Genomic DNA, 23,720 nt, shown 5'->3' with positions numbered 1-23,720 from the left:
CGAAGTGGGGGTCTGCTGTACCGGTGAAAATGGATTGGATCCTGATGAAAGATTAGATATTGAGAGGGTGACGTTATGAAATGCAGTTACGCGTGTTCGTCTCCTGAGCATGTTACCGGGCGACGCAGGTTTATGGGGACGGTTGCTGCAGGTGCGGGCGGGATGTTCGGGTTGAATCACCTCGTACAGCCTGCGGCAGCGGCAAAAATTGCAGCGAAGAAGAAACGAGTACTTTCGATCTTCCTGTCAGGAGGGGTGAGCCAATTTGAATCGTTTGATCCCAAGCCGGGTACCCTCAACGGAGGACCATTTCGAGCGATCCCCACATCCGTACCGGGAATTCAACTTTGCGAGTTGTTGCCGAAGACAGCAGAGCAAATGCATCGTATTTCGTTAATCCGGTCGGTAAATACGGAGCAGAACGATCACGGATTGAGTCGATATCAGATTGAACGGGGCCATAAAAAGACGCCCACAGCCGATTTTCCGCACATTGGGGCTGTGGTGGCCAAAGGGTTGGATGAAGGCCTCTCGCCGATGCCGGGACATATTCACGTATCCTCAGGAGCAGGCTCTCGGAGTAGTAATTCAGCCTTTCTCGGGCCAAAGTACGGAAGTATCTCGGTCGGGACAAAAGGTGGATTGCGAAATAGCAAGCTACCCGGCGGCATGACGGCGACGGTGGATGATCAACGGCAGGCTTTTCGGCGACAAGCCAATGAACGATTTTTGCAACGACGCCGAACAGCCGAAACAGATGCCTATGTCCAAAGCCATGAGCAGGCACTGCAATTGATGGCGAACCGAGAAATCTTTGATGTGACCAAGGAGCCTGCGAAGTTGGCGGAAAAGTACGGCGACTTTGATCTCGGAAAGCAATGTCTTTTGGCACGCCGACTCCTGGAGAATGAGATTTCGTTCGTGCAGGTCTCCCATTCGAATTACGATACCCATGCTGAGAATTTCAACTTTCACATCGAACAATTGGGCGAATTTGATCAGGCTTATTCGACATTGATCGATGATCTGGCTGAACGAGGAATGCTCGATAGCACGCTCGTTGTCGTGCTCACCGAGTTCGGTCGTACTCCCAAGATCAATCGGAAATTTGGACGTGATCATTGGGGGAGAGGTTTTTCGATCGCCTTGGCCGGCTGTGGGATCCAACCGGGAGCAGTCATCGGCGCTATGAGCAAAGATGGAACCGAAATTGCCGACTATGAAGTGAAACCGGCAGATCTTTTTCACACTTACCTGCGGGCAATTGGTTTAGATCCGACCAGCGAATTTGATGTGGGCGGCCGAGCCGTTCCGATGGCAGATCCCACCGGTGTGGCGATTGAGGAGTTATTAGCGTGAGCGATGCGGCTGACCAATCAACGATATCAAATGCGGCGAAGCACGCGAAGGTCGATGTGAAGGCTTCGCATGTCGCGCGTGAGTGGAAGTATTCGGCGCCTTTGTTGGGAGCAAGATTTGATCCCACGGGCCGGTACGTGTTTGCCGCGTCGATGGATCATTCCATTCAACGTTGGGATCTGAAAGAAGACAAACATGTTAGTTTTGCTGGCCACCAGAGTTGGGCTCGTGGTGTCGGGTTTTCGGCCGATGGATCTAAAATGTTCTCTGCCGGATACGATGGGAAACTGATCTTTTGGGACGCGGTGGCAGTTGGTGACGGGGATTCGTTGCGGCCTATTCGAGAAATCGATGCCCATGCAGGTTGGATTCGCTGGGTAGCAGTAGATCCCACCGACCGCATCGTCGCCACCGCAGGAAATGATTTGACCGTTAAATTGTGGTCGGTCGAAACGGGAGAACTGTTACGAACTCTCAAAGGGCATCAAAAGCATGTTTTCAGTCTGCTTTTCCATCCCGATGGTGAATTGTTGTTGAGCGGTGATCTGCAAGGTGTTGTGCATCAATGGGAGATTGCCTCCGGTAAGCTCGATCGTTCTCTCGAGGCGAAGCCGTTGTACACTTATCACGGTGGGCAGCAGGTTGACTACGGGGGAGTTCGATGCATGGATCTCAATTCAGATGGACGGTACCTCGCTTGTGGAGGACTTCATAAGGCAACCAATCCGTTTGCGGGTGTTCAGGAACCGCTCGTATTGATCCTTGATTGGGAAACTGGAAAGCAAATCCGAACCCACGAAACGACCGGGATTCCCCGCGGCATTGTCTGGCGGCTGATTTTTGAGCCGGATGGCACTCTGATTGGTGGAATTGGTGGACAGGAAGGGTACGTCGCCTTCTGGAGTGACGAGAAAACCGAGGTTCACAAAATCAAGCTGCCTAGTCCGGTCCTTGACCTGGATCGACATCCCCTGTTACCCGAACTGGCGGCAGTCCACTACGATGGCCATGTGCGGCTAATTCGGATGGGACCGAAAGCCTAACTGCAGTTCAACCGATGTTACTTGGGCGCGAGAATTGGCTTCAGTAAATCAGACTTCTCCTCATTTCTGGTTAGATTCCAGTAGCGGGGTCCGTCATGATAATGAATTTGGATCGTTCGTAGTTCGTCTCGGTTGGCCACTATCAATTCGATCGGGCGTTTATCTTGCCCCAAGCGAATCGCTTCCGCAAACCGTCCACCGCTCCATTTCCGTCCATTAATGCCAACAACGGTCATGCCGGGGCCCAATCCGACCTGATCGGCGGTGCTGCCGAGTAGCACGTTTTTTACGGTGCCATCCTGGGCCAGTAGGATGCCCAGCGAATCAAACGCATCCACCCCCTTGCTGTGACGGAAGGTTTTGGCGGGAATTTCAGGTTCACTGGCGGTTAGTTCAAAATTATAGCCGAGCAATTCAGCGACTGCCGGATCGTAATCATTTTGAATTGCCTCAACCCGCCGTCGAATCAGTCCATCCCAATCGTCAGTAACGATTGTGTTGAGCGCTTTCACAATCTGCTTGCGAGAAAAAGGTTTTGGATTATGGTCGTTAGGTGTGGAGCCCAGAAAGGAGGCGCAGAAATCGTCCAGAGATTGGCTGCCGTCGCTGGCCTGTCTGATTCGTGCGTCAATTTCAAGCCAAAGCAACATTCCTTCCATGTAATAGTCTTGGCTGCGTCGTAAACCGCTCCAACTCGGGCTGCGGTCACGAAGAATGTGGGACGTTGCGGCCGTGTCAGCCAACGTTCGCCATTGTCGACCCTGTAGGTGCTTTGCGTTCCTCAGTTCCACGTTGAGTCGATGCCGAAACTCGTCAGCGGACATGAGTCCCGATCGAGCTTCGATGAGTTCTCCTAAGTACTGGGTTAAACCCTCATAAACCCAAAGCAGTTCGGTGTCCTTGGCAGTGTGGAAGTTGTTCGTGAGCATGCCCGCGGGGCGACGGTATTTACCGCACCAAGCATGCAGGTATTCGTGCGGAATGAGTAATCGATTCCATCCCTTCAGCTCCTCGATCGACTGCAGTCCTTTGGGAGGAAGCACGTTGAAGGTGGAACGGGCGTGCTCGAGTCCGTTCGCGGGCAATTCGTCGCTGACACCGAGGAGGATATCAAACTGGTCGTATGGGTGAGAGCCGATCAGAAAGGCTGTCTGCGTTACCATCGAGCCGAGCCTTGCGACAATTTCTGCATCCAAGTCAGTATGCGAAGACTCGTCACCAAATACGTGAAGGATATGCGGCGGGATCGTGTCCTTGTGTTGAGCGTCAACTAAATTGTAGGCGCGATAGTGCTTTCCAAACATGATCGGACTATCAACCAAGGTTCGCAATGAGACGGGACCGAAGGAATGATCGTTGGAATCGCCCTCTGATGTTTCCGTGTTTGGCAAGGCTGTCGCGATACTCCAGGTTGGCGGAAGCACCACATCGGTGATGATCTCTTGGCGATCAATGTCAGCCGCTTCAAGGCAGAGTAGTACTGAACTCGGATTAATGACACCAAGCTGACTGCCGCCAAAACAATCGTGTCCAAATGAGGTTGTTGTGGGTTGGTCTGCAATGTAGTGCAAGGAACTGTGGAGCACATCCACGCCCGCGGGCACATCGACCTCAAACCGATAAACTTCACCGGGAGTTCGCTTCCAGGATAAACTCTTACCGGAAGCGGTTTCAAAGGAAATGCCGGCAAGATTAGCGATGGGGCCGCCTGGTCCGTGAGAGCCGGGAACCCATTTTGGGTACCAAAGCGCTACTCGTCCGTTTTGTTGGTCGTCATCGGTCAACGGAATTTGTAGCTTCGCGTGCAATAGCTTCCGTGGCAGGTCTCGTGCGTCGATCGAGAGCCGCATTGGTCGCATTGACCGAGCTTGCCCCAGTACCGGGTGACCCGTGTGGATGGTTAGCCAAGCGGTAACGACGGCCAGGAGGGGGGCTCGAAAGAAGGATCGCGACATGTTGGCTCCGTTATCGGGTAGATTTCTCCTCTATTGTAGCTTGTAAGAGCCTTGTCTGGTTTGATTTTGGCTGCGGCGGACGAAAACATGATCAGGCTTGCGATACTTTGATGCGTTTCCCTGTTCGTACGGATTGGTAGATCGCCTCGATAACAACTAGGTCCCGTAGTCCTTCTTCACCGGAGACCTTGGAGCTACCATCGGTTTGGATCACGTGCGAAAAGTCATCGATCTCAACTGCGAATTGGTCAACTGTTGGTTTGTTGAGCGGTTGGTTGCCGGAAAACCCTCGGATTCCACCGTAACCAAATGCGGGGGAAAGGCCAAATTTGCCTCGGTCTGCGTAGGCCGTGGCATGATTTATTCCGCCAAAACCGTAGGTGGTGGAGCAATTTGCGGTTACCCCGTTGGGAAACTCCATGCTCCATAAAATGGTTTCATCCACTTCCGAAAACTTAATTGGATCGGTTTTTGTTTCTCTTGCCATTACAGAGTTGGGTTCTTGGCCGGTTAAGTATCTGCAGGCTTGCAGCGCGTAAATGCCAACATCCATTAAAGCACCACCACCCGCTAATTCCCGTTCCAATCGCCATCGTCTAAGATCTCCCCAGGGGTAATCTCCGAAGCGAAAACCGAAACCGGCATCGATGTGTCGAAGGGTGCCGTGTTGTTGATCTCGCGCGGTTTGCATGCATGCGATGTGGTGCGGATCGAATTGGCAACGATATCCGACGGCCAATTTAACGTCGGACTCACGGCAGGCGCGAATCATCGTGCGACCTTCTTCTGCGCTGACCGACATCGGTTTTTCGCACAGGACATGCTTTCCTGCGCGGGCAGCCCGAATCGTATACTCTTGATGCATTGAGTTCGGGAGCACGACGTAAATTACATCGATTTCTGGGTTGTCTGCGACCTGGTCGAAATTCCGGTAATTGTAGCTGTTCTTTTCACTAATTCCGTATTTCTTTTGCCACTGAGCCGCCTTTTCCGGTGACCCTGTCACGACTCCTACTAGTTCGCTGTCGCGAGTTTTTTGTAAGGCCGGCGCGAGTTGGTTGGTGCTGAGTCGGCCGAGACCCACCAATGCGTATCCCAATTTTCGTCTGGGCTTTTCACTGCCGGATACGTGTGGCGCGAGGGATGAGGCCGCGGCGACGGCAGCTGCAGACGACAGGAATTGGCGACGATTTGGCATGATCAAAAATCCAGTAATTAAAAACCGTGGGGCGGGCAACATAGACCGCGAGCATTGTAGCTGCTGGCGGGTTAAGATCACAGATTTTCGAACTCGATCCAGGCCGTAGACCTTGCTGCCGTTAAGGCCAAGCCATACGATTCTCCAAAACGATCGTAGCGGATGCGGCGTGGAAGGCTCTTCACTTGTGTACAACGGAGTCGGCGAGCAACCGCACGTGGCTCCTTCTGGCCCGCCAAGGATAATCGCACAGTCAAACGGGTCGGCGTCCTATCAAAGATTTTGTGCCACGACGGAAATCATCAGAAAGCCAACCGATGTAGGTAGAAGCAATGGGAAAACGTGTTTTAACTGCATGCTGAAATACCCTATAATGGATAATTCACTCCTAACCCCAAGCGTTCCTGCCATGGTTCGACCTGTTTGTACCTTGTTACTCTTTGTCGCCCTGGGCGTGCCTGCGTTCGCGCAGAGTTCGGCGGGGGAACAAAAAGACGAGGTCAACGGTGAGGCACGTCAGAGATTTTACGCCGTACGGGGCCGAGTTATTCAGACGGACGAACTTGATCGCCTGGAAGGTGAGCTGGATCTAGGGATTGAATCCGAGCGAGCCCGTCTGCAAGATATGCAGAATTATGGGCCTCAATGGAGCAGTGGGGCGCATCTGTTATGGGATGGTCCGCTTGGTGCGACGCTGCGAACCAATTTCGACGTCGAGATTGCTGGTGATTACGATCTGTCACTTCAATTCACGAGAGCCGTTGATTACGGGAAAATTGAACTGTTCCTGAACGGCAAGAAACTGGGAACGACGATTGACTTGTTTTCCGAACAAGTTGATCTTGCCCCTTTAGCAACGTTTCGCGTCGAACAGCTTAAGTTAGGCCGTCAAACACTTGAGCTCAAGCTTGCGGGACATAACCCACGAGCGAAGCAATATCGTAAAACCCATTTCTTGCTGGGATTGGACTATCTGAAGCTGTCCCGAGTTGATCGATCTGACGTAGACGAGAATCCGGAGACGTCGGGCGAGCTAATGCCGGAAACTTCTGTTCGCAGAACCACGCCATTAAAGATGCCGGCAATGAGGTCGCTGATGGAACGTTATTGTTGGGAGTGTCATGACGGAAATGAAGCGGAAGGTGAGATCAATTTAGCGAAGTGGTCAACTCGCGATGAATGGCTATTAAACGTTGAATCGGTTCGTCGTATTCGCGATGTGCTTGTCCGACATCAGATGCCCCCGGAAGATCATGAGCAGCTGTCGTTGCAACAACGCGGACAACTGGTGGCCACATTTCAATCGATTGTAGACGACTATCTGATCAATAACCCGCCTTCAACTCAAGTTGTAATGCGCAGGCTCAATCGCTTTGAATACAATAATGCGGTTCGTGATTTGTTTGATTTAAAGGGCGATATCTATCCGCTGCCGGAGAAGACGATTCGAGCGGACCAACCATACTTTTTGCCCGCGACCGGTCGATTTCCCAGAAGAGTCCGAGTGGGAAATCGGACGCTTGGGAAGAATCAGGTTGAACGGCAAATTCTCACAGGAGTCTCGCCGTTTGCCATCGATCTACAGGCTGAGGGTGGTTTTAATAACGTTGGGAGCGAACTGAGTGTGTCTCCGATTCTCGTGGAAAGCTTCCTCAAATTGGGAAACGCAGTTTTACATAGTCCAGAATTTGACACCTATAGTCGCGTGACGAAAGAAATATTTGCTGAGCAAACGGGCGCATCCCAACAGGCAATGCGGGAACTTGGACGGAAACGGATTGCGCGACTGTTAGAGCGAGCGTTTCGTTCGCGAGTCGACGAGGCGACGGTGGAGCGATACCACCAGATGTTTTGTGATCGACTGCGTGATACGGGATCGTTCGGGCATAGCATGAAGGATGTCTTGTCTGTCGTACTCGCCTCCCCTCGATTTATTTATCTGGTTGAATCCGCAGGTGCTGGCGAGGATCAACAGCTGTTGGGTCCGTATGAGCTTGCCACACGACTTTCGTTTTTCCTCTGGAGCAGCATTCCTGACGAGAATTTGCTCGAATCCGCACGTGACGGTTCGTTGCTGGACCGACAGGTGCTCGATGCGCAAATCACTCGCATGTTGGCGGATCCTCGTTGTCAGGCGTTGTCACAGAACTTTGCCCGACAGTGGCTGCGTTTGGATCAATTGGTGACGGCGGTGCCCGATTTTGATCGCTTTCCGCAGTATTATTCGCGGATTGGATGTGAGCAGTGGAAGTTCGGTTTGCAAACGATGATTGAACCGTTGTTGCTCTTTGAGAGCATCATGGTGGAAGATCGTTCCATTATGCTGCTCGTGGATAGCAAGTATGCCTATCGTTCGGACGAGTTGCAGTCGTGGTATGACGATGCGGTTCCGTTTGGATCGCGAGAAAATCGTAATCGCTTCAATACGAATTCACAGACCTACCATCGGCGGCAGCTTGATGACCGAAGAGAAGGCGGTGTGATAACTTCGGCTGCCACATTGACGATGACGTCGGCTCCCCTGCGGACCAGTCCCATTGTGCGAGGGGCTTGGGTGGCGACGGTGGTTTTCAATCAACCGCCTCCTCCACCTCCCGATTCGGTTCCGCCGATCGAAGCTGATGATGAGTTAATCGAGGCAAAGGGGCTCACGCTACGACAACGGTTGGTTGAACACCAGGTAAATCAATCATGCGCCTCGTGTCACGCGAAAATCGATCCTTTGGGCTTTGCCCTGGAAAACTATGACGCTGTGGGTCGCTGGCGGGAGAATTATGCCTCCGGATTGGCGATCGATGCCAGTGGGAAATTGTTTGGGCAAACAAGTTTTCAAGATGCCGTCGGACTAAAAAACGCAATTCTTGATCACCCCGAATGGTTTATGCGAGCTTTTAGTGAGCATCTGTTGTCCTATTCGCTGGGGCGAGAACTCCAGATCTCGGATGCGAAGGCCGTGAATGAGATTGTGGAACGGGTGCGGCAAGCCGATGGACAGTTCAGTGTTGTGGTCCGTTCCGTCGTGCATAGCGCATCATTTCGATTGCGAGGCCGTGAAGGCGAATCCAAGCAGGCAGAACATTCTCTCCCAGACGACCAGTGAGTTGAGTATGAAAAGCAAAACGGTGAGTCGACGAGTCGTGTTGCGAGGCGCGGGCGCCGCGATTGCTTTGCCTTGGCTGGAAAGTCTCCAGTTGAGTACCAGCCGAGCCGCCGGGCCAACACGCCCTCGCCGCGTGGCGTTTTTCTATATCCCCAATGGTGTCGTTCAGAACGCTTGGAATCCGGTCGATCAAGGCGCGGATTTCACGCTCACACCAACATTGGAGCCGCTGAGTCCGATCCGTGACAAGACACTGGTCTTGAGTAACCTTGATCGAATCAAGGTTGCTGGAACGGATGGGCATGCTCAGGCCAGCACCTGTTGGCTTAGTAGTGCAGCGCCCGATGAACTTTCGCCAGCCGGATATCCGCTCAAACGGACTGTGGATCAACTGATCGCCGATGTCGCAGGAAAGGAAACGGCGTTTCGGTCGTTGGAATTGAGTTGCAATCCTTATGAGGATAATCGCGAATCAATCTATTTTGATAACATCTCATGGTATGGGCATGGGCATGTGGCGAGGTCGTTGCGTGATCCGAAAGAGGTCTTCGATCGACTTTTCCGCGTGCAAGATCAGGGACGCGGCGGCAGCGTGTTGGATCTGGTCCTGGAGGATGCTCGATCGCTGAAAGGAACGCTAGGGAGAACTGATCAGCGGAAACTTGATGAGTACACCAATTCGATTCGTACTGTGGAACAGCAAATCACACGAGTGCGTCGTCGGCAGGCTGAAATCAACCGATTGAATTTATCGGCGCCTGTGAAACCTTGGCAGGCCATGCATCGTGATGAGTTTATACAAGTCATGGGAGACTTGATGATTCTGGCGCTCCAGACGGATTTGACTCGCGTTGCCTCATTGATGACAGCACCGGAGCGTTGGAGTTCACCCTTGAAAGTCGAAGGCTGGTTTGAGAAGCCGATTCAACACCACTCCTGGACACACGGTCAAGGGAATGAATCGGTGCGCAAGCAACTGGAAAAACTCGATCGATTCCACGTGGAGCAATTTGTTCAACTTGTCCAGAAGATGGATGCGACTCCTGATGGAGAGGGAACCTTACTCGATAATATGTTATTTATGATGGGGTCAGGTCTTAGTAGTGGAGAATTGCACGTTTGTTCGAACTTGCCGACGGTGATCGCGGGCGAAGCCGGCGGAAGGATCAAGACGGGTCAGCATGTCCGTTATGCGGAGGGTACGCCGATTGCTAACCTGTGGCTCTCCATGTTGCGCTTAATGGGCGTTCAAACGGCGGCAATTGGCGATAGTACGGGTGCACTTAACGATGTGATTCAATTGTAACGCCCGCTGGCCTGAATCGCTTCGCAGAGAGTTTCATCGGGGACTCGTCGAGTAGACATGATCGGGCCGAGCAGTGGCTGCTCGATGCCTCAGACCCGTTGTTTGGTCTTGTTTGACGCGACCTTAAAATACTCAAGACGGCTTGTCCCGCGGCAGGGGGCCGCCTGGTCGAGGTGGGATCCTCGACTCGTGATCGACAGGTGTCTTGCTTCGTTGCCTTTTAACGGGAAAAAAACGCGCATGCGCGGTTGTTTTCCCCGTCAGGGGAACTGCCGCTCTCTCTTTCGTTAAGACGAAGCCGGAAAAAATAGCGTGCTGGTTGGGATGGGCATTTGTTTGCGACGACGTTTCACGCATCCTAGCCCGCTTGCAGCAGTTGGAATGGGGGGCAAGGGTACGAACCATCCCGTTAGATCGAAAGGACAGGAGAAGGAGTTTGGCAATGGAATCCCAAGCTGCAATTCTGTAGCCGCAGCGATCCTTCGCGCGCTATCTAGCAGCTTTCAAACGTCTCGGTGCCAACAGACAAGCGGTACGAGATGTGATTTCTGGATTGAGCGTAAGTCGATCGATGACCCTCGGGTTGGCTCCGTCCATGACGCGCCGTTTGGGCTGTGATCGACCTGAGCTGAGAGCGTTTCCAGCACTCTCAGGGGCCGGTGTAGAAGTTCCTTCCACCCAACGTGATCTCTAGGTCTGGATCAATGGTGACGAGCCAGGGATGGTTGTGAATCTTGCGCGCGCGTTGAGTGAACAATTGGAGCCGTTCTTTGAATTCGATGCAGGGGTCGATGGTTTTAAGAATCAACCCACGCAGAATGGCTTGGGACGTGATCTGACTGGCTACGAGGATGGAACGGAAAACCCGGTCGGAGACGCGATGGCGTCCGTTGCGTTGGCTGCGGATGGGATTAGTTTTGTTGCAGTCCAAACATGGAAGCATGATCTGAAACAGTTTGCGAAGTTCAGTGCAAAAGAACAAGACGATCTCATTGGACGACGGAAAGTCGATAACGAAGAATTGGCGGACGCGCCTGAATTCGCACACGTAAAACGGACCGCGCAGGAAAGTTTTTCGCCTGAGGCTTTCATTGTTCGGCGTTCGTTGCCTTGAGCAGGACCGACAGGGGAAGGGTTGATGTTTGTTGCGTTTGGCACTTCATTTGATCCATTTGAAGCTCAATTGCGACGCATGGTGGGATTAGACGATGGAATCGTCGATGGATGTTTCCAGTTTTTTCGCCCTGTGACAGGAGGCTATTATTGGTGTCCTTCCGTCGCCGATGGTTTGTTGGAACTTGGTTGATTAGGCGGTGCCTTTGGCCGCGGTAGGGCCGGGAATCCCTTTAGTAAAAACGCGTTGCCCTTGTACAATGAGTCCGACGGGAGTGATCAGGAGCAGTGAAAAGCGTCGGAATGCGTGTCGGTACCCGGAATCTGAAATAAAAATGACTGAGCTTTGTTCGCTGGACAGGCGAAAGAAAATGATGATTCGTTTTTTAATGCTGGCTTTGACAATCGCTGGAGTGGTTGTTCGTGACTCGTTTGCCGATTGGCCCCAATTTCGTGGTGAGAATAGTGCTGGGATCGTAGCGGGTCCGAGTCTTCCTACTGAGTTTAAACCCGGACAAAATGAACTGTGGTCGGTTGCCGTGGGGGTGGGCCATTCGTCGCCGTGTATCGTTGGGGATTTGTTGTTTCTTACCACCTACGATGAGCAGCAGCGACGGCTCGAAGTCGTCTGCTTTTCTTGCCTCGATGGATCGGTTCGTTGGCGGCGTACAGTGCCGACAGAGAGGATCGAATCGGGACATCCTTCCTTCAATCCGGCAAGTAGTACACCCACTTCGGATGGAAATCTTGTGGTGGCCTATTTTGGATCTTTTGGCTTAATTTGTTTCGATCGAGATGGGGGAAAACTGTGGGAGCGAAAAATGCCGCTGACCAAGTCCTATGCGGGCAACGCGACGTCACCGGCAATTATTGGGGATCGCGTTATCCTTTACCGAGGCAATCATGTGGATCACTTTCTCTTAGCTCTGGATAAAAAGAGCGGAAAGCAGATTTGGAAGATTGATCAAGCGGAGCCCTTTGCTTCGGAACTTGCTTGCACATCCTGTCCGATTGTTGTTGGCGAAAAGTTGATTGTCCACAGTGCCCGGTCAGTACAGGCTTTCAGAATCGACACGGGAGAGCGATTGTGGGTGGCCAAGTGTGCGACAACTGCCACGAGTACGCCGGTGGTTGCCGGTGGGGAAGTGATTGTGGCAGCCTGGAACAAGATGGGGGAACCGGCATTGCGTCCAGCCTTTCCTTCGTTCGGGCGATTGCTCGCTCAGCATGATCGCGATCAAAATCAACAAATTGGACGCGATGAACTGCCACGGATCATGATCTTTCATCGACCGGATGGAGCGGAAGCACCCCAAAATGGTGCTGCGATTCGTTTCCAACATGTTGACCGTGACAAGGACGGTGCGATCTCACAACAAGAGTGGGAAACCAGTTTGTTGGAACTGGAAAAATTTCGTGCGGGATATGATCGACACGGAATCCTCGCCATACCGTTAGACAGTGAAGGTGTGGTCGATCCATCCCGAATTCGAATGCTGGCGGAGCAAGGGATTCCGGAAGTGCCTTCCCCGTTATGCAAAGACGGCTTGGTCTATTTTGTCAAGAATGGTGGGGTGCTCACCTGTTTAGATCAGCAGACGGGCGAGCGCCTTGCAAGGATTCGAACGGGAGGTCGAGGAACGCATTATGCATCGCCAGTCATTGCGGATGGCAAGCTTTTTAGTACGGCTGGAGACGGTCGAATCTCTGTTTTGACACTGGGTCCCAAGCCGAAAGTCCTCGCCGTGAATGATCTGGGGGACGATACGTATGCGACGCCGGCAATTGTGGACGGTGTAGTTTACGTCAGGACGCATTCAAGGTTGTACGCGTTTGGGAAAGCCGAATAGCTGTTGCCCAAAGGACTTAGGCTCTAGCCGGTCCGACGGGGCCGCGATTCATTTGCAACGTGTCATCTAGCCTCTGCCGCCCTCACAGCAGGTTTCACAGATCGAGTGGCAGTTTGAGCATTGCAACTTGTGGCGAATCTCAAAGAGTCGTCCGCCGCAAACAGGGCATGCCGATCGCGACACGCAAGTTTGTTCGTTGGTTGGTGCTGCGGGTTTTGCACGCGATGATCCTTGCTCCGGCATTTGACGAATCCTTTTTTTAGCGGTTTCTAAGGCCTCAATTGTGCCAGATTCGGTCGACGCGTCAATAACGATTAAAAGTCGCTGAATCTGGCGAACGATCGTCAGCCGTTTCTCGATCGCAGCCATGGTCGCGCGACGACGATTTCGGATCCTGGTGACTTGTTTCGGTTCACTTTGAGGCTGCGATTTCGTTCGTACGATAATGATTCCAGATGGTAGGACTCAAAATCCGTCACTCCCAGGGGGTGGGGTCACCATTTGCAACAAAGACGCTGTCTTCGTTGTTCGGTTTTAGCTTGAGATGAAGATATATTCCCACTGCTGGTTCGTGTTTGCTTTTGCAGGTCTATGTTCGATGGTGAACGGAGTGGGGAGGTTGGAATATTGTGGCTATGAAGGAGTGGATCGGCTGGGGTACGATTTGCGGAACGTCAGTTGCCGGTAATTGTTACCAAGCTGGGATGGAAGTGATGCGTTAGTGACGACAGTAGGTCAGCAGCAAGGATGTCATGGAATTCTTGGGCGGTAGGCTAGGAATGGAACACCGTCGCAAATCAGGGCCTAAAGTGGTCCCGGATGATGGGGGAGCGTACGTCGGACGATTTCCTTAGTGGCGAATTTAGCGAAACTAGTCAGGGAAGGAGCGCCAATGCAATGCTGGATGAATGAAAGAAATGTTCTCGGTTTGGCTGTTCTTTTTTGTGCATGACGATACTGTCGATAACGGCCTCTTAGCAGAGAAAGTTCTAAGAGAGCCGCATGCATGCCTGGCGCATGTTGAAGGGTGTCCCAGCGTCGCTGTGTCTTGGAAGGAGTCGGATGGCTCGCGATGAATTTCAGGCAGTCATTGGGCACATCGACACCCATCTCATTCTTCAAATAATAAAGCATTCTGGATAATACGCCGCAGACGTTTCCCCTTGCCGACAATTCTTGAAAACGCTTCCAATCCAAGCGATTGCCGTGGCTGCGGATCAAATAGGTCGAATCAGCAATCCAGCGAATTGCCGGGGTTGTATTCCAGCGGCAACCGTGTAGCAGCAGAAAAAGTAGATGACAGGCTGGTTCGGGCACCAAGACATCGGTGTCTCGCCAGACACAAGGTTCGGCTGTTTTCCAACTGTGTTCATCGAGAAACGAATCATCGAATTCCTGGATTAATCTCCAATGTAAATCAATTTCGCATTCGTTTGATTTGGAAAAGGCGTGGCCATGGCGGGCGATGAAGTAAGCTGGGTCAAAATTATTGAGGGGACGGGGTGATATGACCCATTCCGGTAAGGTCTTGGGGTTTGATGTTCGCGAAACGGTGAGGGGGGTTGGTTGCGGTACCCAGCCGGCATCCACGAGGGTTTCGATCGTCTGGTATGTGTCATCGGGTTTTACCAGAATATCCACGTCACTTATGGGGCGGACTCCAATATCGTGATAACAGTTAACGATTAAGGCGGCGCCTTTTAGCCATAACACTTCACAATTTTCTGCCCGGAGCGCCTGAGTGACCGTGAGCAATTGGGTTAGATGTAATTGGTTAGCGTACCACGTGCGTCGATAAATTCCTTTAATCATATTCAGGTCAGGTAAGTCCCAATCAAGGGCTACGGCTCGTTTCCATAACAGAGGCAACAGTCGATAGGATCCGAAATCTAGCCGTTTGATATTCACCGTTTGCAGCCATTGATTGATAGCGATCCCGGCTTGATCGAGATCTGTATGCAACAAGGCTCGTAGTAAAAGCTGCTGCGAACTAGTTGGAATCCAGGGCAATGACTCTTTCACTCGGATACTCCATCCGTTTTCTTTTTTCGCTCCAAGGATCGCTTGAGGAACTTCAGTCGATTCGACACCGAGTCGGGATCTGGTTGCAAGCTGTGATTGCGACCGTGTATTCGCCGCCGCATCAGGATATTGTCGATAAACTGAATCGCAATTCCTTGTTCCTTGCATCGCATGAACCATTCGAGATCACAACCGCTTGTGAGCGATTCATCAAATCGTCCGATCTTGTCGAATAACGATCTTTGAATCAGAGACGTACCAGCCACATGGCCTCTTTGCGGGCCCTGAGGAACAACGTATTGTCCCGGTGAATTGCTGGGGGAATCGAAATCGCCAAAGCTTGTGAAGCAACCGACCAGCAATTCACAGTTGGCGTATTGTTGGATCTGTTGCATGCGGATCTGTATGGAATCTGCCGTCAACAGATCATCCGAATCGAGCGGCAGTAGGTAGGAATGCGTGGATTCGGCAATCGCAACGTTCCGAGCAGCTCCGATGCCTGCATGGGATCTGCGAATACAACGTACGGATGAACCATAACCTTCCGCAATCTCTGCCGAGTCGTCGCTTGAACCATCATCGACAACAAGGATCTCCAGTGCTTGCCATTTTTGCGCCAATACACTGTCGATCGTTTGTCCAAGGAATCGGGAACCGTTGAATACGGGAATCATCACGCTTACACCTGGCGACTCAATCATTGGATATTTCCTGTTTGACTAAAAAGTTGCTTTCGTGGAAGGTCGCCAAAGCTGGAAGCGTCGAGGGAATGTCCGGGTTCGTGCGTCGGCGATCTAGCGATTTCTTGAATGCAAGCAACTGGAAGCGATTAGCAAGTTGACGGTGTTGGGTGAGATTTGTCGTATGTACGCGTTGGTCAAGTACGATGTCGTCGTGTAGCAGTAATGGTAGCGAAATCTCTCGAGCGCGATTAAACCAGTCGTAGTCATCACAGTATTTTAAACTTGTGTCAAACGGGCCTACTTTTTGGAATGCGGACCGTCGAAAAAGACCACAGCCCAGTTGGAGCGGAACGTGTTCATCTATTTTCAAACGCTCAAAGCGAGGTTCTTCTCCTTCAGCGGAACAGAGCATGTGATGTTCGCGGGAGCCCATGACGACATCCACTGAGGGATGTGTCCGAAATCGTCGGAGTTGAATCTCCAGTTTATGCGGTCGATAGAGGTCATCGGCGTCTAGAAAACCAACCCACTCGCACGACGCCTCCGTGATTCCTCGATTCCGCGCCGCGGGAGCGCCGTGGTTGTCTTGCCGAAGGTATCGAACGACTCCTTCGAACTTAGACACAATAGCTCCGGTTGAATCGGTTGAGCCATCGTCAATCACGATGATTTCATGTGCGGTGTGCGACTGAGCAAGGATGCTTTCAATCGCATCTCGCACGTAATCGGCACCGTTGTAGACAGGCACAATGATGGAGACATCAGTAGAATTCATAGTTCTGTGTTCTGGGATAGACGTGTGAGAAGAGTGTCAATGGCGTCATGGCAGTCTGCCGGGTTATCGGTCAACTGCAGTTCAAAGCAGGGAAGAGCCTTCACTAAATCCGTCAGACGGACCATTGCTTTGGAACGTTCTCCCGGCATTTGTAGCAGTGTGCTGGGGGCAAGAGATCGTAGTGCTGCGATTTTTCCAATCGGCGACAGTTGAGCTTGTGTGCGAAGGGAAATTACGGGTGTAACGACGGCCCGAAGTGGCATCTTCACGATCATCGACTCCGGGCAAATCAATGCGGGATAGACCACCGATTTTCCATCCACACGTAAGTCACTTTGGTGAAATGATCGCTGGAGATGAGGGATACGAGAGGCGCTGTCAGCATCGCCTTTTCCCGTGCCATAAAGAGATGTGACCTCTGGGTTTTGGGAAACAGATACTAGGCAATAATCGTCTCCTGCGAAGCCCAGTTGGCTGCTTCCCAGAACGCTTAATGCGGTGGTCGACTTGCCTGATCCTCCTCGCCCTACTAGCAAAATTCCGCCGTCATTTCGCCCAATCGCTGCAGCGTGTACTAGTTGCATATCAAGATCCGATGACCACCAATGGAAGATCGTTCGAAAGGGAGCCGCGAATTCATGTGCTGCAATCGTGGAAAGCGATGGAGTTCGCCAATAGCCCTGGCGATTGGCACCATCGTAGATCATCCAGCTTCGAGACGTGCAGTCCCAGGCGAAGCGTGTGTCGCCATCATGGAATACGACTCGACCAGGTTTTTGGTCCGAACTGTTCAGTTCGGGTGTCGACCAGGCCGTTGTTTCGTCATCCCAGAAAGATATGGTCAGATCGGCTTTGTTGCGATTATCTGGAAATGGCGATGTGAGTATTGGCAGGTGACAAAAGGCCGTCAGCACGCGCTGGTGGAAATTTGCGGTGAATGATCGCAGTTCGATGGTGTAATGGCCGAGCAAAAATCGAGTCTGGTAGTTGGCTTCACGCTCTCTTGCAAAATCGAGAACTTGATCAAATTGGCTTTGAACGGGCATGTTCGGTAGCGGTTGATGTCAGGAATGGGTTTAACGGTCTCGGGAGTCGCTTTTCGTTTTCTGTGGCCATCCTTCGGCGGTCACTTCGTGGATTGGATCCACCAGTAACATTTCCTGCATGTCTGTATATCGATTTAATTCGGGGGCTTTCCATGCGTTGGGTGCATGGGGGGGTAGCAGATTTTCGTTTTCCATCGTGTTCCCATTGGGAGCTGTCGAGACAATTAACTGTTCGGACTCGAGTGCGGCAACGAACGAAGCAAGATCGGCGATGATCGATTTTTCACAGTCGGGGAAATGGCGGACATAATAGGTTGTCAAAGAGGGGAGTGACACGCCGTTGATGATGGATTGCCAAATATCAGCCGCAGGGGAAACCATGTTGTAATAGACACCAGAAACCAAGTGGATAACCATAACCTCGTCATCGATCTTTTCTTCGACGACATGCGGAGAATTGAGTTGGAATCTCATGGTTCGTGTCCCTTTGTCAAGGTTCTTCGCGAATTGTTCTTGCTCGAAGGTCAGCCGACGTCTGGTTTCGTACAGGGACGTGAATGACAGTTGTTATGCCTTGTCGGACACCTGTGTTTTCTGTTTTCTCAAGATGAAACTCGTAGTGCGTATTTTTTTCGGCCACCAAGCGGTTGTTGGATGGAGCTGTAGAGGATGTGCCGGCGGGCCCTGATTCGCTGATCATTGGGAACGCTGTATCGTACTCTGGGAAACCGATTGCGTCACGTATTTTGTTCGCGAGCAGTTGACGGGTCGTGAAAACGTTAGCATTCAATCGGTAGATCGGAGTCGGAATTGTCAATCTGAACTTGGAGGAGTCGGGTTTCCGCTTTGGCCAGGATGCGACGCCGATCTTGTCTGCTTCTACGGTTTAGCGGGTCGGTTGTCGTTGAAACCGGGAAGCTATCGCGTGTTGGTGGTGTTGGGAAGGTGTCACATCACACTTCGTGGGAATGGAAAAAAAGATTTGTGACGTCGAGTCATCTGGGATGCCTTGCTCGGATTTAAGCTGCCACCGATGGTGGGTTGCTAGTTGAAGATCAGGGGCGTCTTTCATCCGACATTGCGCACCTTTTTTTCGTCCGTCTCTTTAAAACTTGGCACTTGTCGGGTAAACGTGCTTTCGCAAGAGTCGACCTTTCAAAAAAATTTAAAGGGAATAGTGGGTAATTGGCAGCTTGCGAGTCAACTTAATTCTTGTCATCGACGCGCCCCGACGTTAGCATCCTTGTAAACACTTTTGGATCCGTTGGGCGTGCACTAACTGGAGGAGCTTAAACCTGTGAGTCAAAGATTCGATCGCTACCTGATGCTTTTGGGACTGGCCCTGTTGCTAGGGAATCTTGTTGACACTTCAGTATCTGCTCAGTTAGCGCCAGCCACTTGGCCGTTGAGTTCTGCTGAACCTGGCGAAGTTGGAATGTCGGCGGAACGATTGGGCCGAATCGAACGCATGTGCCGGGAAGCGGTTTCCAATAGAGAGGTACCTGGGGTCGTAGCGCTTGTCGCCCGACATGGAAAAATTGTCTTTCACGGTGCTTTTGGGATGGCTGATAGTCAGGCAAAACGCGCTCTGAATAAAGATGACATCTTTCGTATTGCTTCCCAGTCAAAAGCGATTACCGCCACTGCGGTGATGATGTTGTGGGAAGAAGGTAGGTTTCGACTTGACGATCCGATTTCGAAATTCATCCCGGAGTTCGAGTCGGCGGGTGTAATCAAGAGCTACGATGATCAAGATAAAAGTTGGACGACCGAACCAGCGAAGACACCCATTACGATTCGACATTTGCTCACACATACCTCGGGGATCGGTTACGGGGTGATTGATGCTGATGATCGTTTTAAAAAGATTTACGCCAGGGCCGGCATCACTGATCTGTTTACGACCCAACCGATTAGAATTGCCGATAGCGTCAAGAAATTGGCCGCATTGCCGCTACATCATCATCCGGGAGAAAAATATACCTACAGCGAAGGCTTGGATGTGTTGGGCTACTTTGTGGAAATTGTTTCTGGCCAGCCGTTTGATCAATTTTTGCAAAAGCGATTGTTCACGCCCTTGGGAATGAATGATACGGCCTTCTACTTGCCCGATGATAAGGCGAAACGCTTGGTGGCCATACAAAAACCAGAAAATGGCGAATGGGTACGATATCCGGTGACGTTCTACGATCCAGATTATCCTGTGAAGGGCGCGAAGACCTTCTTTTCCGGAGGTGCTGGGCTTTCAAGTACTGCGAGAGATTATGCCACGTTCTTACAGATGTATCTGAATGGGGGGCGACTCAATGGGGCGCGGATTTTGAGTCGAACCACGGTGGAGACGATTATGAGCAATCAAACCGGAAAAAAATTCGGGGGACAAGATAAGTACTACGGACTCGCCTTCGGGATCGTCACGAAGCAAGGCGTGGCATTCGGCGGTTTGGGGAGCGCGGGTACATTTGATTGGGGTGGATACTTTAACACGCAGTATTTTGCGGACCCGAAAGAGGGCACGATTGGCATCTTAATGAAGCAGACCCGCGATACGAATCGAGACGAGACGGGCTGGAAATTCCGACAATTGGTGGGACAGGCCATCGACGACTAGGGGGAGTAATGGTGATCGGTCGCAGGGAAATTTCCAGTCAAGCAGCGACGCAACTCATCGTCGGGATCCTGATTGCCCTCTCGCTTAATTCGATCAGCGACGCCAAAAAACCAAACGTGGTCGTTGTGTTTATTGATGACATGGGATGGGGGGATTTTTCCTGTTTTGGGAACACGCACGCCCAAACACCTCACATTGATCGCATGGCAGCTGAGGGGATTCGATTCGAACAGTTTTATGTCAACTCACCGATTTGCTCGCCGTCACGAACGGCGATCTCCACGGGACAATATCCGCAACGGTGGCGGATCACCTCCTATTTGGCTCATCGCGCGATGAATACAAAACGTGGCATGGCACAGTGGCTCGATCCGAACGCACCGATGCTGGCCAGGTCGCTCCAGTCCAACGGTTATGCAACGGGCCATTTCGGTAAATGGCATATGGGAGGGCAGCGTGATGTTGTCGATGCGCCCCCTATTAGCGATTACGGTTTTGACGTGTCACTGACGAATTTTGAAGGCATGGGGCCCAAGTTGTTGCCGTTGACGTTGAAGCCGGGAGACCGGCAGCCGTCGCGGATTTGGGGGAAGGCGGAACGGTTGGGTGATGGTTATCGCTGGATGCTTCGTTCGAAGATTACTAGCGGTTTTGTTGATGAGGCGGCTGCGTTTATCGAGGAAGCTGTGGCTGCGAAAAAGCCGTTTTATATCAATCTTTGGCCGGATGATGTTCACAGTCCCTTCTGGCCTCCAGTCGACCGCTGGGGAAATGGTAAACGCGAATTGTATTTGTCAGTTCTCGAGGAAATGGACCGGCAGTTGAGCCGGCTTTTCGATCTGATCCGGGCAGAGCCTTCGCTGCGTGACAATACCCTGGTGATTATCTGTTCGGATAATGGGCCCGAAAAAGGAGCTGGTGAAGCCGGACCGTTTCGTGGTTACAAGACGCATTTGTACGAGGGGGGCATACGTTCATCGTTGGTGGTTTGGGGGCCCGGTATTTTAACGAAACGGAATTACGTTAATCGCTCGTCCGTGTTTTCTGCAATCGATTTGGTTCCAACGCTATTAATGCTGACGGAATCATCCGCTCCGGAGAACACGAATTACGATGGGGAAGTATTGCTCGATGTACTACTGGGGAAGTCAGAAGCTTCACGGAACTCAGCGTTGTACTTTCGGCGTCCACCTGATCGTGATGCGTTTTATGGCGATTTCGACTTACCCGATCTTGCCGTACGCAGTGGACGCTGGAAACTGTTGTGCGAATATGATGGGACGGAACAAGAGCTTTACGACCTCGACGTAGATCGGGCTGAAACCAATAATCTCTTGGATGAACATGCCAAGATTGCGTCGAATTTGACTGATCAGGTTGTCGCTTGGCACCAGTTGATGCCGCCCGACAAGGGCGCTGATTTTGCGAAGAGTAAGAAAGCTAAATAATCCGACAACGGCTGCGTTTGGGCTTTCCGAGCGGGGAGAACCATCGTCAGACGATCTTGAGCGAATTTCGTTGCTGACGATCCAATCAAAAAAATAGAACTCAGCATTTGTCCGCGCCTCTCGCCTTCGAGTGATTGGAGGATTTCGGCGCCGCAACCTCGATGGCGGGCCAATTGGAGCGGTGTGGTATGGTGGATCGAGTCGCGCACACTGGTGTTAGTGCCCAGCTGAATTAGGTATTTGATCATATCCCCAATTCGGCGACACACACCGCTTCGAATAACGGTCAGCCATTCAAGTGCATGTGGTCGCTCAATCGAGCTGCTCGTTAAATCGCATCCTAACGGACCGTCGCCGCAACAAGCTTGTCGTGATTTGCGAACTTGCGAAATGCAATTTGAGCAGGCTGTTTTCTTTGGGAATCTGAATCTTGGTTCGATCGGGATTTGGCAAAGCGATGGCGTTGGCGTAACGCGACTAGGCGTCTCAAAATTCACTCAACTAATGATGATTGGAAATTCTGAACCGCCGTCATCTGAGTCGCGAAATAACGTGTCCGCTATTCGGGCGTATTTGCCGAGTGACAAGGACCGAATGACCTACTCCTGAACGACGAAGCGAGCCAACTGGACAAATGGAGCCGCCGACGTCAAGCTAGTGAAATGGCGAAACGCAAACCTCAAATCATGATGCGCAGTTACGGTATCTACACCAAGTGGGATAAAGATTCGAAGGACCTGCCGCGACTTGCCCAGATGACCACTCGGGTGCGCGCGGACATTGACGTCGAATTTGGTTTTTTGGTCAACATCAAAGGGGCCAAAAATCAAGAGCTGATTTATTGCATTGATCATCCTGGCATTCTTGATCAAGAAGGTGCGCCGAGACCAGCATTTGACGGCCTTGTTTACGTGAAACAGAACGAGTGGAATTTTTACCTAGGTGATACGATTTGGGAGCCTGTTGAGGACAAGCTCGGGCCTTGGCACATGACGCTTGAGTTGGGCGGAAAAATAGTTGCCGAGAAAACGTTTGAGCTATATCGAGACAATGCTCCCGCCTGAGTTCCAGCGCCAACTCAAATTCAGGCGATGGCAATGATTGTCTCGGTCGATAGCGCGAAGTGTAGCGCGTTCTGATTTGAAACCTGCCGCTGTGTCTGGTCGATGATTCGAAGCGTCTTATCAAAGTAACCTAATACGAATCCCGAATGAATGAAATCTTGAGATCGTTTGGGCTCGAAGGACGGTGCGAGACAAGGAGATTGCTAAAAGAGAGGGTACACTCAATTCTTGGTAGATGGTCTTTCAGGGTAGTAGGGATGCTCCCGTTCATTCAGCGGCTATAATGGGGGAGACGGGGCAGGTATTGGCTGTGTTCAGCTGTTGTTGGTCAGGCAGAATGTTTTGAAATAAATATGAGTGAGTGTCGCCTGAGCTCGAAAATCGAAACCGTGTGGAGCATGAAAAAGTAATGAAATCCTTTCTGCAAATTTTGGGTCTCGTATTTATGTTGATGGTTAGTGACTCGGCCGCTGATCCGGTACCGTCTGCGGGCAAGCAGGTTGAGCAATCGCTAGAGGTACCTGGCCAAAGTCGGCTCAATTATTTGCTCTATTTACCGAAAGATTACGACGAAAAAGAATCGTCCCCGCTGTTGCTTTTTTTGCATGGGGCAGGTGAGCGCGGCAATGATATGTTGGGACGCGTTAAAGTTCATGGTCCGCCAAAACTGATTGATGCGGGAGAAGACTTTCCGTTCATTGTTGCGTCTCCACAATGTAAGGAAGGTGGCTGGTGGCAGTCGGCTGACCTGAGCGCGCTGATTGATCATTTGGAATCGACGTTCCATGTAGACCGGCAACGTATTTACGTTACCGGATTGAGTATGGGCGGATTTGGGACGTGGGCGTTGGCCTTGGATGAGCCGGAGCGTTTTGCGGCGATTGCCCCGATCTGCGGGGGAGGAAACACCATCGCTGTTTCCTACGTCAAGCCGATTCAGGCAGCGGTTTGGGCCTTTCATGGCGCAAAAGATACCGTGGTGCCTCTGAGTGAATCCCAAGAGATGGCTGCAGCCTTAAGAGGTCACGGAGTCGATGTAACGCTTACGGTCTACCCAGAAGCGAATCACGATTCATGGACGGAGACCTACAATAACAAAGAGCTTTACAAGTGGTTGCTGTCGCATTCAAGGAAGAAGGGTGAATAG

At 51.6% G+C, this 23,720-nt stretch carries 16 protein-coding genes and 1 pseudogene; 10 read left to right on the top strand and 7 right to left on the bottom strand.

The window, feature by feature from the left end; genetic code table 11:
- The first annotated feature begins 75 nt into the window (after positions 1 to 75).
- Together P8N76_16735 and P8N76_16730 are read left to right on the top strand one after the other, a co-directional pair.
- Positions 76 to 1,359 carry a DUF1501 domain-containing protein gene (locus tag P8N76_16735; protein MDG2383318.1) on the top strand — a complete coding sequence of 428 codons (1,284 nt, stop codon included), beginning with the start codon at positions 76 to 78 and terminating at the stop codon, positions 1,357 to 1,359.
- Positions 1,356 to 2,402 carry a WD40 repeat domain-containing protein gene (locus tag P8N76_16730; GenBank protein MDG2383317.1) on the top strand — a complete coding sequence of 349 codons (1,047 nt, stop codon included), beginning with the start codon at positions 1,356 to 1,358 and terminating at the stop codon, positions 2,400 to 2,402. Before P8N76_16735 ends, P8N76_16730 begins: the two co-directional genes overlap by 4 nt.
- A gap of 17 nt (positions 2,403 to 2,419) precedes the next feature.
- On the opposite strand, the gene P8N76_16725 is transcribed toward P8N76_16730, so the two are convergent.
- Both P8N76_16725 and P8N76_16720 read right to left on the bottom strand, forming a co-directional pair.
- Positions 2,420 to 4,357, bottom strand: a complete 1,938-nt coding sequence (locus tag P8N76_16725; GenBank protein ID MDG2383316.1) for a hypothetical protein — start codon at positions 4,355 to 4,357, stop codon at positions 2,420 to 2,422.
- A 91-nt stretch (positions 4,358 to 4,448) separates the two neighbouring features.
- Entirely contained in the window at positions 4,449 to 5,555 is a 1,107-nt protein-coding gene (locus P8N76_16720; GenBank protein ID MDG2383315.1) for a Gfo/Idh/MocA family oxidoreductase, read from the bottom strand.
- Positions 5,556 to 5,910: 355 nt separating this feature from the next.
- Here P8N76_16720 and P8N76_16715 point away from each other — a divergent pair, with 355 nt between their 5' ends.
- From P8N76_16715 to P8N76_16700, 4 genes and pseudogenes are all read left to right on the top strand, one after another.
- Positions 5,911 to 8,655 carry a DUF1592 domain-containing protein gene (locus P8N76_16715; GenBank protein MDG2383314.1) on the top strand — a complete coding sequence of 915 codons (2,745 nt, stop codon included), beginning with the start codon at positions 5,911 to 5,913 and terminating at the stop codon, positions 8,653 to 8,655.
- 7 nt (positions 8,656 to 8,662) lie between these two features.
- Positions 8,663 to 9,961 (top strand): DUF1552 domain-containing protein, encoded by a 1,299-nt coding sequence (locus P8N76_16710; protein ID MDG2383313.1) that lies wholly within the window; start codon positions 8,663 to 8,665, stop codon positions 9,959 to 9,961.
- A gap of 700 nt (positions 9,962 to 10,661) precedes the next feature.
- Positions 10,662 to 11,267: pseudogene (locus tag P8N76_16705) on the top strand (Dyp-type peroxidase).
- A 178-nt stretch (positions 11,268 to 11,445) separates the two neighbouring features.
- A complete protein-coding gene (locus tag P8N76_16700; GenBank protein ID MDG2383312.1) occupies positions 11,446 to 12,924 on the top strand; it encodes a PQQ-binding-like beta-propeller repeat protein in 1,479 nt (492 codons plus the stop codon).
- A gap of 804 nt (positions 12,925 to 13,728) precedes the next feature.
- On the opposite strand, the gene P8N76_16695 is transcribed toward P8N76_16700, so the two are convergent.
- Genes P8N76_16695 through P8N76_16675 form a run of 5 tightly spaced genes read right to left on the bottom strand, consistent with a single transcriptional unit; the run spans position 13,729 to position 17,924 of the window.
- Positions 13,729 to 14,946: a nucleotidyltransferase family protein gene (locus P8N76_16695; protein ID MDG2383311.1), complete on the bottom strand. Its 1,218-nt coding sequence runs from the start codon at positions 14,944 to 14,946 to the stop codon at positions 13,729 to 13,731.
- Complete coding sequence (locus P8N76_16690) at positions 14,943 to 15,647, bottom strand: glycosyltransferase (protein ID MDG2383310.1); 705 nt, start codon at positions 15,645 to 15,647, stop codon at positions 14,943 to 14,945. The genes P8N76_16695 and P8N76_16690 overlap by 4 nt, the downstream gene beginning before the upstream one ends.
- On the bottom strand, positions 15,640 to 16,404 hold the full coding sequence (locus tag P8N76_16685; protein ID MDG2383309.1) for a glycosyltransferase family A protein: 765 nt from the start codon (positions 16,402 to 16,404) through the stop codon (positions 15,640 to 15,642). Before P8N76_16685 ends, P8N76_16690 begins: the two co-directional genes overlap by 8 nt.
- On the bottom strand, positions 16,401 to 17,450 hold the full coding sequence (locus P8N76_16680; protein MDG2383308.1) for a hypothetical protein: 1,050 nt from the start codon (positions 17,448 to 17,450) through the stop codon (positions 16,401 to 16,403). The genes P8N76_16685 and P8N76_16680 overlap by 4 nt, the downstream gene beginning before the upstream one ends.
- 30 nt (positions 17,451 to 17,480) lie before the next feature.
- On the bottom strand, positions 17,481 to 17,924 hold the full coding sequence (locus P8N76_16675; GenBank protein MDG2383307.1) for a hypothetical protein: 444 nt from the start codon (positions 17,922 to 17,924) through the stop codon (positions 17,481 to 17,483).
- A gap of 823 nt (positions 17,925 to 18,747) precedes the next feature.
- Between P8N76_16675 and P8N76_16670 the strand changes: the two genes are divergently transcribed.
- The 4 genes from P8N76_16670 (at position 18,748) to P8N76_16655 (ending at position 23,720) form a co-directional block, all read left to right on the top strand.
- The gene (locus P8N76_16670; GenBank protein ID MDG2383306.1) at positions 18,748 to 20,061 is read left to right on the top strand and encodes a serine hydrolase; all 1,314 of its coding nucleotides are present in this window, start codon (positions 18,748 to 18,750) and stop codon (positions 20,059 to 20,061) included.
- 8 nt (positions 20,062 to 20,069) lie between these two features.
- The gene (locus tag P8N76_16665) at positions 20,070 to 21,509 is read left to right on the top strand and encodes a sulfatase-like hydrolase/transferase (GenBank protein ID MDG2383305.1); all 1,440 of its coding nucleotides are present in this window, start codon (positions 20,070 to 20,072) and stop codon (positions 21,507 to 21,509) included.
- Positions 21,510 to 22,171: 662 nt separating this feature from the next.
- A complete protein-coding gene (locus P8N76_16660) occupies positions 22,172 to 22,573 on the top strand; it encodes a DUF3859 domain-containing protein (GenBank protein ID MDG2383304.1) in 402 nt (133 codons plus the stop codon).
- A gap of 409 nt (positions 22,574 to 22,982) precedes the next feature.
- Positions 22,983 to 23,720, top strand: coding sequence for a prolyl oligopeptidase family serine peptidase (locus tag P8N76_16655; protein ID MDG2383303.1), 738 nt, complete (start codon positions 22,983 to 22,985; stop codon positions 23,718 to 23,720).

Source organism: Pirellulaceae bacterium (assembly GCA_029243025.1).
Taxonomy (GTDB): domain Bacteria; phylum Planctomycetota; class Planctomycetia; order Pirellulales; family Pirellulaceae.
The sequence above is the reverse complement of the archived record's forward strand: the minus strand, read 5'-3'. Positions and strand labels throughout refer to the sequence as shown.

Excerpts from the sequence above, each read along its gene's own strand:
- P8N76_16735 (MDG2383318.1), top strand. The coding sequence starts at position 76 with ATGAAATGCAGTTACGCGTGTTCGTCTCCTGAGCATGTTACCGGGCGA.
- P8N76_16725 (MDG2383316.1), bottom strand. The coding sequence starts at position 4,357 with ATGTCGCGATCCTTCTTTCGAGCCCCCCTCCTGGCCGTCGTTACCGCT.
- P8N76_16720 (MDG2383315.1), bottom strand. The coding sequence starts at position 5,555 with ATGCCAAATCGTCGCCAATTCCTGTCGTCTGCAGCTGCCGTCGCCGCG.
- P8N76_16715 (MDG2383314.1), top strand. The coding sequence starts at position 5,911 with ATGCTGAAATACCCTATAATGGATAATTCACTCCTAACCCCAAGCGTT.
- P8N76_16710 (MDG2383313.1), top strand. The coding sequence starts at position 8,663 with ATGAAAAGCAAAACGGTGAGTCGACGAGTCGTGTTGCGAGGCGCGGGC.
- P8N76_16700 (MDG2383312.1), top strand. The coding sequence starts at position 11,446 with ATGATGATTCGTTTTTTAATGCTGGCTTTGACAATCGCTGGAGTGGTT.
- P8N76_16690 (MDG2383310.1), bottom strand. The coding sequence starts at position 15,647 with ATGATTGAGTCGCCAGGTGTAAGCGTGATGATTCCCGTATTCAACGGT.
- P8N76_16685 (MDG2383309.1), bottom strand. The coding sequence starts at position 16,404 with ATGAATTCTACTGATGTCTCCATCATTGTGCCTGTCTACAACGGTGCC.
- P8N76_16680 (MDG2383308.1), bottom strand. The coding sequence starts at position 17,450 with ATGCCCGTTCAAAGCCAATTTGATCAAGTTCTCGATTTTGCAAGAGAG.
- P8N76_16675 (MDG2383307.1), bottom strand. The coding sequence starts at position 17,924 with ATGAGATTCCAACTCAATTCTCCGCATGTCGTCGAAGAAAAGATCGAT.
- P8N76_16665 (MDG2383305.1), top strand. The coding sequence starts at position 20,070 with ATGGTGATCGGTCGCAGGGAAATTTCCAGTCAAGCAGCGACGCAACTC.
- P8N76_16660 (MDG2383304.1), top strand. The coding sequence starts at position 22,172 with ATGGCGAAACGCAAACCTCAAATCATGATGCGCAGTTACGGTATCTAC.
- P8N76_16655 (MDG2383303.1), top strand. The coding sequence starts at position 22,983 with ATGAAATCCTTTCTGCAAATTTTGGGTCTCGTATTTATGTTGATGGTT.